Source organism: Marinimicrobium sp. UBA4509 (assembly GCF_002388575.1).
Taxonomy (GTDB): Bacteria; Pseudomonadota; Gammaproteobacteria; order Pseudomonadales; family Cellvibrionaceae; genus Marinimicrobium; species Marinimicrobium koreense.
Genome location: NZ_DGMV01000051.1, coordinates 53,013 through 63,801, shown reverse-complemented (window position 1 = coordinate 63,801; position 10,789 = coordinate 53,013). Strand labels below are relative to the sequence as shown.

10 protein-coding genes are annotated in these 10,789 nt (G+C 61.2%); 1 reads left to right on the top strand and 9 read right to left on the bottom strand.

The features are described from left to right. Positions 1 to 27: 27 nt before the first annotated feature. The 9 genes from purH to B3520_RS09175 form a co-directional block, all read right to left on the bottom strand. Positions 28 to 1,602: a bifunctional phosphoribosylaminoimidazolecarboxamide formyltransferase/IMP cyclohydrolase gene (gene purH / locus B3520_RS09215; protein WP_286805641.1), complete on the bottom strand. Its 1,575-nt coding sequence runs from the start codon at positions 1,600 to 1,602 to the stop codon at positions 28 to 30. Between the two features lie 99 nt (positions 1,603 to 1,701). After that, positions 1,702 to 1,995 carry a DNA-binding transcriptional regulator Fis gene (gene fis / locus B3520_RS09210; protein WP_286805639.1) on the bottom strand — a complete coding sequence of 98 codons (294 nt, stop codon included), beginning with the start codon at positions 1,993 to 1,995 and terminating at the stop codon, positions 1,702 to 1,704. Beyond that, a complete protein-coding gene (gene dusB / locus B3520_RS09205) occupies positions 1,992 to 2,981 on the bottom strand; it encodes a tRNA dihydrouridine synthase DusB (RefSeq protein ID WP_286805637.1) in 990 nt (329 codons plus the stop codon). The genes fis and dusB overlap by 4 nt, the downstream gene beginning before the upstream one ends. Positions 2,982 to 3,147: 166 nt before the next feature. Beyond that, positions 3,148 to 4,446, bottom strand: coding sequence for a DUF3426 domain-containing protein (locus B3520_RS09200; RefSeq protein WP_286805635.1), 1,299 nt, complete (start codon positions 4,444 to 4,446; stop codon positions 3,148 to 3,150). 36 nt (positions 4,447 to 4,482) lie between these two features. Then, the gene (prmA, locus tag B3520_RS09195) at positions 4,483 to 5,367 is read right to left on the bottom strand and encodes a 50S ribosomal protein L11 methyltransferase (RefSeq protein ID WP_286805633.1); all 885 of its coding nucleotides are present in this window, start codon (positions 5,365 to 5,367) and stop codon (positions 4,483 to 4,485) included. A gap of 6 nt (positions 5,368 to 5,373) precedes the next feature. Continuing rightward, positions 5,374 to 6,717 (bottom strand): acetyl-CoA carboxylase biotin carboxylase subunit, encoded by a 1,344-nt coding sequence (gene accC / locus B3520_RS09190; protein ID WP_024459610.1) that lies wholly within the window; start codon positions 6,715 to 6,717, stop codon positions 5,374 to 5,376. Between the two features lie 23 nt (positions 6,718 to 6,740). After that, the gene (gene accB / locus B3520_RS09185; protein ID WP_286807556.1) at positions 6,741 to 7,205 is read right to left on the bottom strand and encodes an acetyl-CoA carboxylase biotin carboxyl carrier protein; all 465 of its coding nucleotides are present in this window, start codon (positions 7,203 to 7,205) and stop codon (positions 6,741 to 6,743) included. 79 nt (positions 7,206 to 7,284) lie between these two features. Beyond that, a complete protein-coding gene (gene aroQ / locus B3520_RS09180) occupies positions 7,285 to 7,758 on the bottom strand; it encodes a type II 3-dehydroquinate dehydratase (RefSeq protein ID WP_123636914.1) in 474 nt (157 codons plus the stop codon). Between the two features lie 307 nt (positions 7,759 to 8,065). Next, on the bottom strand, positions 8,066 to 9,871 hold the full coding sequence (locus B3520_RS09175) for a protein-disulfide reductase DsbD family protein (RefSeq protein ID WP_286807554.1): 1,806 nt from the start codon (positions 9,869 to 9,871) through the stop codon (positions 8,066 to 8,068). A gap of 348 nt (positions 9,872 to 10,219) precedes the next feature. On the opposite strand from B3520_RS09175, the gene B3520_RS09170 reads away from it, so the two are divergent. Further along, the coding region (locus tag B3520_RS09170; RefSeq protein WP_286875901.1) for a hypothetical protein at positions 10,220 to 10,789 on the top strand (570 nt) is incomplete at its 3' end.

Genomic DNA, 10,789 nt, shown 5'->3' with positions numbered 1-10,789 from the left:
AGCCGAAGGCGCATCCGCCGTTGCCGATTAATGCCGGAAATGGCGCATGCCGGTGAATACCATGGCGATGTTGTGCTCGTCGGCGGCGGCGATCACTTCCTCGTCGCGCATGGAGCCGCCGGGCTGAATCACCGCGGCAATGCCGGCGGCACCGGCGTTGTCCAGGCCGTCGCGGAACGGGAAGAAGGCGTCTGAAGCCATCACCGAGCCCTTCACTTCCAGGCCGGCGTGCTCGGCCTTGATGCCGGCGATGCGCGCGGAGTTGACGCGGCTCATCTGGCCGGCACCGACACCGATGGTCTGGTTGTTTTTGGCGTAGACGATTGCGTTGGATTTCACAAACTTGGCGACCTTCCAGGCAAACAGCAGATCGCGGATTTCCTGCTCGTTAGGGGCGCGCTTGGTGACCACTTTCAGGTCCGACTCGGCTACCATGCCGTTGTCGCGATCCTGCACCAGCAGGCCGCCGTTGACGCGCTTGTAATCCAGCCCGCCGATGCGCTCGATGCCCCACTGGCCGCAGGCCAGCAGACGGACGTTTTTCTTGGCGGCCACGACCTGTACGGCCTCATCGGACACGGTGGGGGCGATGATCACTTCTACAAACTGACGCTCGACAATGGCTTGGGCGGTGGCACCGTCCAGCTCGCGGTTGAAGGCGATGATGCCACCAAAGGCGGATTCCGGATCGGTGGCAAAGGCTAGGTCGTAAGCGTCTTTCAGGTTGGCCGCGGTCGCCACGCCACAGGGGTTGGCGTGCTTGACGATCACACAGGCGGGCTGCTCAAAACTTTTCACACACTCCAGGGCGGCGTCGGTGTCCGCCACGTTGTTGTAGGACAGTTCTTTGCCCTGCAACTGCTTGGCGGTGGCGATGCCGGCTTCAGCGGGGTTCTGCTCCACGTAGAAGGCCGCCTTCTGGTGCGGGTTTTCCCCGTAGCGCATTTCCTGGGTTTTCTGGAACTGACTGTTGAAGGTGCGCGGGAAGTGCTCGCTGCCACCCTCGACCTTGCGGCCGAAGTAGTTGGCAATGGCGCCGTCGTAGGCGGCGGTGTGCTCGTAGGCCTTGATGGCCAAGTCAAAACGCAGGTTCAGGCTGGTTTTGCCGTTGTTGGCATCCAGCTCGGCCAGAATGCGCGCATAGTCGCTGGCGTTGACCACGATGTTGACGTGGGCATGGTTCTTGGCGGCGGCGCGGACCATGGTGGGGCCACCGATGTCGATGTTCTCTACGGCATCTTCCAGGGTGCAGCCGGGCTTGGCCACGGTCTGCTCGAAGGGGTAGAGGTTGACCACCACCATGTCGATGGCATTAATGCCGTGTTCGCCCATGACCGCGTCATCCTGCCCGCGCCGGCCGAGAATGCCACCGTGCACTTTCGGGTGCAGGGTTTTGACCCGTCCGTCCATCATCTCAGGGAAGCCGGTGTAGTCAGAGACTTCCACGGCGGGAATGCCGTTTTCCTTGAGCAGGCGGAAGGTGCCGCCGGTGGACAGGATCTCCACACCGCGCTGGTGCAGTGCCTGGGCAAATTCCACAATGCCGGTTTTGTCAGAGACGCTGATCAGCGCACGATTTACGGGTGCTAGGTCGGTGGTCATGGTCGGTGAGTTTCCCCCAATGCCGGTGTCAATTCAGGTGAGTTACAAAAGCAGAGGGGGTGGTTTTATGCCACCCCCTCGGAATTCGGGTTGTCGCGCTCAGAGCAGGTCGTACTGCTTGAGCTTCTTGCGCAGCGTGCCACGGTTCAGCCCCAGCACCTGGGCGGCGCGGGTCTGGTTGTGACGGGTGTACTTGAGGACAATCTCCAACATGGGCGCTTCCACTTCGGCCATCACCATGTTGTACACGTCGCTGACGGGCTGGCCGTCGAGGTTTTGAAAGTAATTCTCCATGGCCTGTTCCACGCAGCCGCGCAGGGACTGTCCGTGAGTGAGCGTGTGGGTGTGGCCCGTATCGCCCAGGGGAGCCAAAAAGTTTTCTGCTGTGTTCATGCCGCTTGATCCTCTTGTTCTATCAGCTGTTCAAAGTACTTCAGAACGCTGTCCAGTTGTTCTTGTGCGTTGTCCATACGGTTAAACGCCTGACGAAACGGGTCGCTACCGGGTACCGTCTGCAAGTACCAGCCCAGGTGCTTGCGAGCGATGCGCGGGCCCAAATAGTCGCCATAAAATCCGTAGAGGTCACGCAAATGACTGCTGAGAATGTCCCTGACTTCAGTCAGTGGCGGTTCGGGGACCGATCTACCAAAACGCAGGTAGTGATCGATTTCCCGAAAAATCCAGGGGCGCCCCTGGGCGGCCCGACCGATCATGACGGCGTTAGCGCCGGTCTGGTCGAGTACCTGTTGCGCCTTGTACGGACTGTCGATATCACCATTGGCAAATACCGGGATGGTTACCGCATCCACCACGGCGGCTATGGTGTCGTATTCCGCTTGGCCCTGATAGCGATCGGCCCGCGTCCGGCCGTGTACGGCCAGGGCCTGAATGCCGATATCCTCCGCCATCCGTGCCACGCGCACCGCATTGCGATTATCCCGGTCCCAGCCGGTGCGTATTTTCAGGGTGACCGGCAGGTTGGTCGCCGCTACCACTGCCTGCAGTATATCGGCCACCAGAGGCTCATCTCTGAGTAGAGCGGAGCCGGCGGCCTTTTTGCACACTTTCTTGGCGGGGCAGCCCATATTGATGTCGATGATCTGGGCGCCGTTGTTCGCGTTGAGTCGGGCGGCGTCGGCCATCATGGCCGGGTCGCCTCCAGCAATCTGTACTGAAATCGGTTCCGCCTCGCCGGCGTGGTCCAGGCGCAGCCGACTTTTGCGGCTGTTCCAAAGGCTTGCATCCGACGTCACCATTTCCGAGACCACCAGGCCGGCACCCAGTTTCCGGCACAGCTGCCGAAAAGGACGATCCGTCACACCCGCCATGGGCGCGAGAATCACCCGGCTGTCTATTTGATGGGTACCGATCCGAAACACGCGACTCACCTGTTCGAGGGTCTCAATGGCCGTAACCGACAGCCCCGGAAAAGGTTGGCTATGATACCCGTTTGGCCCCGGATTGGGAACGAGCAAAACCGCCGAATTGATGTTTTTTTGATCGGTTTTGATTCGCCCCAACAGGCGGGGCCGGGAGGAGGGCCGGTCAGTGGGGGATGTAGGCTCGGTAGTTGACGGCGCTCGGGCCGGGGTCCACCAGCTCCAGTGTCAGGTGGACGGGCTGGTTGCTGGGCATGATGGTGCGACCTGCCAGCTCGCCAGAGAGGTACTCTTCGGGGGTGAATTGACGCGCCGCCACCACCTCGCCATTGAGGTCACTGAACTCCAGCACCAGGCCGGGAAAAGGTTGGTCAAAGCGGGCGGTGTTGAGCAGTATCGCATCGACCATCAAGGCGCCCTCACGCTCCGGGTGATTGCGGACCACCAGGTTGTAGGCGCGGATCTGGCGGCGATCGACCAGTTCGGGCATCTGGCAGCCAATCAGGGGGCATACGGTTGCATAGACGGTGCGGTAGGGCTCCATCCGGCTCCAGCGGTCAAATTGTAGCCAGGCAACCTGAACGAGCAGGGCGACCGCCGCGAGCGCAACCAGCGATGGCCAGAGCCAGCGCCGTCGGCGGGTCTGTCGGTGAGTCCAGTTCATCTCGACCGGCTCGGGGTCGATGTTCATCAGCAGCGCCGAGCGTTCGGGATCGTGGGCGCGCATGCGCTCACCGCCCTGGTAGTCGTCGACCTGCTCGGCATCGCTGCTGGCGAGGTGGAACTTGATGTGTTCTCCAGGGGGTGGAGGTTCCGGCTCGTCCATCAGTTCAAAGTCTGACGGTACGTCCGAGGCGGGCTCGGGGGCCGGTTCGACCCGAACACTGGCGGTCTGCTCTTCCTCTTCTTCGAGCAGGCTCATGGCCCAGGATTCGTCGGTGTCGTCAACAGACTCCGAGGCCCCCTCTTCCTCAGGACGAGGGGTTCGCTCGAACAGTGAGTGCGTGCTGTGCGAGCGGGATTGTTCGCCGACACCAAACGGATCGTCTTCGCTCTCGGGGCGGGACTGATCCATATCATCACTGATCAGAAAGTCATCGTCATCCAGCGCGCTCGACTCCTGGTCGATTCGCGACTGGTCAAAGCGCAGCCCGGTCTCCTTGGGCTTTTGCTCAGCGCGCGGACGCGCCTCTTTCGGCGTAGGGGACGGCGCCTTGGGGGCGGCGGGTTTGCGCTCCGCTTTGGTGGTGGTCGGTCTGTTCTGGGTGGGTTTTTGGGGGGAGCGGCGCACCAGGGCCGGCTCGGCCGCTGGCGCCTGGGCCCCCACCAGATGGTCCCGTGCCTTGAAGATATGCAGGCAGGCCCCACAGCGCACGGCCCCGCGCGCTGACTGTAGCTGCGCCGGGGTGATCCGGAACGACGTCCCGCATTGCGGGCAGCGGGTCACCATGTTAGTCGGGGCCATGATTGTTCAGTGTTCTCCTCACCCGAAACGGGGTCGTTACGGGCGTATTTTGGTGCCGGTCAGTCTCACCCAGCCGTCTTGTTCGGCCACCGGGTCAAAGTCAAACCAGGGGCGATAAGCCGCCATCACGGTTTCGGCTTGATTGGCCAGAATGCCAGAAAGGCAGATCTTGCCGTCAACCCGGGTCATGCGCTGCAGTTGTGGCGCAAGTTCAACCAGAGGGCCGGCAAGAATGTTGGCCAACATGATATCGGCCGTCACCTCGGGGCATCGTCCGGGCAGATAGACCGGCATGGCATTTTCTGGCAGCGCGTTGCGTGCCGCATTGTCCCGCGTGGCGGTAAGCGCCTGGGGATCAATATCCACTCCCGTCACCCGGTCGGCACCGAGCAGCAGCGCCGCAATTCCCAGAATGCCCGAGCCACAACCGAAGTCCACAAGGTCCAGACCGTCGAGCTGCTGTTGGTCGAGCCACTGCAGGCACAAAAACGTGGTGGGATGGGTGCCGGTGCCGAACGCGAGGCCCGGGTCGAGCATCAGGTTGACCTTGTCGGGCTCCGGGGGTTCCTGCCAGCTGGGGCAGATCCACAGGCGTTCGCCACAGCGAATGGCCTGGTAGTGGCTCATCCACTCCCGCTCCCAGTCCTTATCTTCGAGCTGTTCCCAGCGGTGCTCGGGCAGCGGCCGGTTCCAGGCGGAAGCCAGCCGCTCGCTGACCGCACGCGTGTCGATGTCGGCATCGTACAGGCCGGTCAGGCGCACCTGGTCCCACAGCGGGGTTTCCCCCAGTGCGGGCTCCAGAATGGGCTGATCGGCGTTGTCTTCCAGCGTAACCGACACAGCGCCGCTGGCCAGAAGAAGATCTTCCAGCGCCTCGGCGCTATTCCGGTCCGTGGTCAGTTTCAGTTGCAACCAGGGCATAGGGCGTCAGCTGGAAAGCTTTTTCTCCAGGTAATGGATGTTGACGCCACCTTTGCGGAACTCGTCGTCCCGGACCAGCCACTGTTGCAGCGAAATATTGGTACGGATGCCGTCGATGATGGTCTCATCCAGGGCGTGACGCATTCGGTTCAATGCCTCTTCCCGGGTCTCGCCGTAGGTGATGATCTTGGCGATCATCGAGTCGTAGTTCGGCGGTACCGTGTAGCCACTGTACAGGTGCGAGTCCACCCGCACACCCAGACCGCCCGGCGGATGGAAATTCTTGACCTTGCCCGGGCAGGGCATGAAGGTTTTGGGATCTTCGGCATTGATGCGGCACTCGAAGGAGTGACCGCGAATCACCACGTCTTCCTGCTTGATGGACAGCTTCTCGCCCGCACAGACGCGAATCTGCTCTTTGATGATGTCGATACCGGTCACCATTTCCGAGACCGGGTGCTCCACCTGAATGCGGGTGTTCATCTCGATGAAGTAGAAGTTGCCGTCTTCGTACAGGAACTCGAAGGTACCGGCACCTTTGTAGCCCATCTTGATGCAGGCGTTGACACAGGCCTGTGCGGTTGACTGGCGAACGTCTTCCGGGATACCGGGGGCCGGCGCCTCTTCGATCACCTTCTGGTGGCGGCGCTGCAGCGAGCAGTCGCGGTCGCCCAGGTGAATGGCATTGCCCTGGCCGTCGGACAGCACCTGGATTTCCACATGACGCGGGTTCTGCAGGAACTTTTCCATATACACCGTATCGTCGCCGAAGGCGGACTTGGCTTCGTTCTGGGTGATGTGGATGGAGTTCATCAGCGAGGCTTCGGTGTGTACCACGCGCATCCCGCGACCACCGCCGCCGGCGGCAGCCTTGATGATGACCGGGTAGCCAATCTGCTTGCCCATGGCCAGGCATTTCTCGCGATCGTTGGCGGGCAGTGGGCCATCGGAGCCGGGTACGGTCGGCACGCCGGCCTTTTTCATGGCGGCAATGGCGGCGACCTTGTCACCCATCATGCGAATGGTATCCGGATCCGGGCCGATGAATACGAAACCGCTTTTCTGCACCTGCTCGGCGAAATCGGCGTTTTCGGCCAGAAAGCCGTAGCCGGGGTGTACCGCTACCGAGTCGGTCACTTCCATCGCACTGATGATGGCCGGGATGTTCAGGTAGCTCTGGGGCGACGGGTTGGGCCCGATGCATACCGACTCGTCCGCCAGGCGAACGTGCTTCAGGTCGCGGTCGATGACAGAGTGAACCGCGACGGTTTTAATGCCCATCTCTTTACAGGCGCGCAGAATGCGCAGGGCAATCTCGCCGCGGTTGGCGATCAAAACTTTATCAAACATAAACCAAATCCTCGGTGCTGGATTTATACAATCGTGACCAGGGGTTGGTCGAATTCAACCGGCTCGCCGTCGTCGACCAGAATGGCTTCGACCACGCCGGCTTTGTCCGCTTCGATTTGGTTCATCATCTTCATGGCCTCAACGATGCAGATCACATCGCCGACCTTAACGTGCTGGCCCACTTCCACAAACGCCGGGGAGCCGGGGCTCGGGGAGCGGTAGAAGGTGCCTACCATGGGTGATTTCACCACGTGGCCGTTGTGCTGCGCGGCGGGGGCTGCCTCGCTGCTGTCGGCGGCCGGAGCCGGTGCGGCGGGGGCGGCGGCCGGTGCTTGCGCGGGCGCCTGGGCCGGTGCGGCGGTGAAGTATTGAGCGTTCGGGTTATTGCGGCTGATGCGGACGGATTCCTCGCCCTCTTTGATTTCCAGCTCGCCGATGTCGGATTCTTCCAGCAGCTCAATCAGTTTTTTAATTTTGCGAATATCCATTGGGGCCTCTCTTTAAAGCAACGGATGAATGATGAATTGATCCCGGCGCACCGGGTTCGATGTCAGGGTGTAGATACTTCTATTCGGATGTCGATGCCTTGCCTGTCTGCGCGGCGCGCTCCAGGTGGCGCAGTGCCGCGGTCAGGGCCAGCTCATAGCTCTGGGCGCCGAAACCACAGATGACGCCCTGGGCGACATCGGAAAAATACGAGTGTTGGCGGAACGGCTCGCGGGCGTGCACATTGGACAGGTGCACTTCGATAAAAGGAATGGCAACGCCCAGCAGTGCATCGCGCAGGGCGACGCTGGTGTGGGTGAACGCAGCAGGGTTGATGACAATAAAGTCCACCCCTTCCTGGCGCGCATCGTGAATGCGTTCAACGAGTTCGTATTCCGCATTGCTCTGCAGGGTCAACACATGGTGGCCAGCGGCGTGGCCCTGTTCGGTCAAGGTCCGGTTTATGGTGTCCAGGGTCTGGGCACCATAAATGCCGGGCTCGCGTTGTCCCAGCAGATTCAGGTTGGGGCCATGTAGAACCAGAATGGTTGCCATGAAAAATCCTGTGTGACCGTGGTTTTCTTGACCGGGTGTTGTGTTAACGCGCGAAAATCGGCGTTTGCACGTTATGGGGGCGAGTTTGCCGCAAAAAAGCAACAGTGTCCACGGTCTATTCGGGTTTTTGCTAAATTGTCCTCAAATGGCGACAAGATGCCAGACGTTCGGTCTGTTGTGGCGCATAAAGCCGTGTTTGAGTGGGTTGGCAAAACCCGTTAACAGTCATTTTGAGCGACAAACCCGGCGCAATACAGGCAAGATAACAGAGGATGGCAAAAAGTCGGCAATATTGCTGCTAACGTCGTCAATTTTGGCTCAATTGTGTTTCCGTGCCATCCCCGAGTCGCTCTAGCAGGGCTTTTTTGCGAAGAATTTGCGGTAACACGATGCCTGGGCCCTGATGGTCGGCGGGAAACCAGAGGTAGAGCGGCACCCCGCTGCGGTTGTACGCCTCCAGCAGCTGGGTGATGGCTGGGTCGCGGTGGGTCCAGTCTCCTTTGAGGGTCGCTACGCCGTGGGCGTCGAAAGCGCGTTCAACGTCGTCAGTACTCAGGGTCACGCGCTCGTTGGCCAGGCAGGTCAGGCACCAGTCGGCGGTCAGATTGATAAATACCGGAGTTCCTTCGCGGCGCAGGGTGTCCAGGCGGGCGGCGGAGTAGGGCTCCCAGCGGGAGTCCTCGACTGGGGCGTTCAGCGTTTGCCAGGGCAGAGCCAGGGCGGCGACCCAGGCGAGTAATACCAGCGCCTTCTGGCTGAATCGGGCCGGAGTCGAACGGGGCTGCCGGGTCAGTAACCATCCCGCGAAGGCAATCGCGACGGCCCCCACGCCAACCGCTGCCACGGCATTGGGCCCGGCCTGGCGCCCGAGCACCCAAATCAGCCAGATGGCGGTCAGGTATAAAGGAAAGGCCAGAAACTGCTTCAGGCTGTCCATCCAGGGGCCGGGTTTTGGCAGATGGTTCACCAGCGATGGCAGGTAGCACAGCGCTAGCAGTGGCAACGCCATCCCCAGACCCAGCGCCACAAACACGCTCAGGCTCACCAGCGTGGGCTGGGTCAGGGCAAAGCCAAGCGCCGCACCCATAAAGGGGGCGGTGCAAGGACTGGCGACAATAGCAGCGAGCACGCCGGTAAAGAAGGAGCCGCTCAGGCCGCCACTCTGGGTCAGCTTCTGTCCTACCCCCATCCAGCGCGTGCCAATGGTCAGCAGGCCGGACAGGCTCAGCCCGAGAATAAAAAACAAGTACACCAGTGCGGCAATGAGCAGGGGAGACTGTAACTGGAAGCCCCAGCCAATCGCCTCTCCACCGGCGCGTGCGGCCAACAGTACGCCGGCAAAGGCGACAAAGCTGACCACAATGCCCGCGGTGTAAGCCCAGCCGTGGAGCGGCAACCGCTGGCGGTCGGCTCGAGCCAGGCTCATGACCTTGATCGACAGCACGGGGAAGACACAGGGCATCAGGTTCAGAATGATGCCACCGAGCAGTGCCAACACCAGAATATAAGGGAGCCAAGTGGTCGTGGCCTCGGAGGTGGCGCCGCCGTCGTCGGTATTTGCGGGTGTGTTTGCGGGAGGCGCAGAGGCGATGCTGGCGCTCTGGTTGGCGGGGTCCACCTTGACGTAATCAACATGGGGCGGATAGCACAGCCCCGCGTCCGCGCACCCCTGAGACTCTACTCGCAGGGTGAAGGGCTGGGCGTTGTCGGCCACGGCAAGGCGGACAGTGGCGCTGCCGTAATAGACCGCCATGTCCTTTTCAAAGTACTCGTCGTACTTGTCGACCGTGTTGTCGCTGAATCGGGGGGCAAACGCCTCCGGCTCGGGATCGGCGCTCAACCGGAACCGCTCTTGATACAGGTAGTAGTCCGGGGCCACTTCCCAGTGAAGTACCAGCTCGCCATCGTACAGCCGGGTTTCCAGTTGAAATGCCTCGGTGACCGGCAGAAAGTCATCACCGCCCCCCAGTAGGCTCGAATTCTGGGATTGGCCGCTTAGTAGGTCCTGAGCGGCGGCGCCTTGGCTGAAAACGCAGAGTAGGGTGCTCCAGAGTAGCAGACGCCAGAATGACAGGAAATTGTGTCGGGATGGCGATAATTGCAGGGTCAACATAGGTCGTTCTATTCCGTGTTGGGTGACGTTTTCTGCGGCGAGAGGGTATCATGGCCGCTAAATGCCAAAGCAGTCTCATTTCTCGGACTGCGGCAAACCACAATAATTCGGATCAATCCGGGGCGCTAGTGTACCGGACTTGGACCGCAAAAACTGCCAACTGGCTCTCCTGGAGTCGCTGTGAGTAAGGTTATCGTCATGCATGAGTTGGGTCATCCCGCAACCGATCGGACGAGATCCCGAGGGTGGATGCTGGGCGGTATGCTGGGGCTTGCCCTGTTGGTCGGGTGCAGCAGCCCCGCGCCGACACCCTCTTCGACACAGGCATCGCCGCCGGCGGTTGATACCATGCCCGAGCCCGAGCCGGCGCTGACGCGAGAGCAGCGGCTTGAGCGCTGGCTGGAGGAGGGCGATCGGGCCCTGTCTGCCGATCGATTGCTGTCACCGTTGGGCGACAATGCCCATGATCGCTATCGGGCGGTGCTGATTTATGACCCCGATAACACCCGCGCCATTTCCGGGCTCCAGGCCATTGCCTTGCGCTATCTCGATCTGGCCCGCTCCGCCGCCGCGCGTAGCGCGCTCTCTCAGGCCCAGGGCTATCTGGACCTGGCAGCGTCCGTGGATCCGGGGAATCCGCTGGTGGCCGAGTTCAGCGAGAAGGTCAGCGACCAGCGGGCGCGTTTGCAAAGTGCCTCCCCCCTGACTCAGGATGGGCAAGTGGTACAGCTCAATGGAGAGCTGCTTCGTCAGCGGGCAGACGAGCTGGTGGTTGATCTGCAACAGCTGGCCCGGCGCGTAAAAGACACCGGTGAGTTTCTGCTGATCGTGGCGCGCACGGACGCCGAGGGCCGGTGGATTTATCAGCAAATGCGTGATGGCACACCCAATTATTTGTTGCGCGGAGATATTCACCTG

Excerpts from the sequence above, each read along its gene's own strand:
- fis (WP_286805639.1), bottom strand. The coding sequence starts at position 1,995 with ATGAACACAGCAGAAAACTTTTTGGCTCCCCTGGGCGATACGGGCCAC.
- accB (WP_286807556.1), bottom strand. The coding sequence starts at position 7,205 with ATGGATATTCGCAAAATTAAAAAACTGATTGAGCTGCTGGAAGAATCC.
- aroQ (WP_123636914.1), bottom strand. The coding sequence starts at position 7,758 with ATGGCAACCATTCTGGTTCTACATGGCCCCAACCTGAATCTGCTGGGA.
- prmA (WP_286805633.1), bottom strand. The coding sequence starts at position 5,367 with ATGCCCTGGTTGCAACTGAAACTGACCACGGACCGGAATAGCGCCGAG.
- purH (WP_286805641.1), bottom strand. The coding sequence starts at position 1,602 with ATGACCACCGACCTAGCACCCGTAAATCGTGCGCTGATCAGCGTCTCT.
- B3520_RS09200 (WP_286805635.1), bottom strand. The coding sequence starts at position 4,446 with ATGGCCCCGACTAACATGGTGACCCGCTGCCCGCAATGCGGGACGTCG.
- B3520_RS09175 (WP_286807554.1), bottom strand. The coding sequence starts at position 9,871 with ATGTTGACCCTGCAATTATCGCCATCCCGACACAATTTCCTGTCATTC.
- accC (WP_024459610.1), bottom strand. The coding sequence starts at position 6,717 with ATGTTTGATAAAGTTTTGATCGCCAACCGCGGCGAGATTGCCCTGCGC.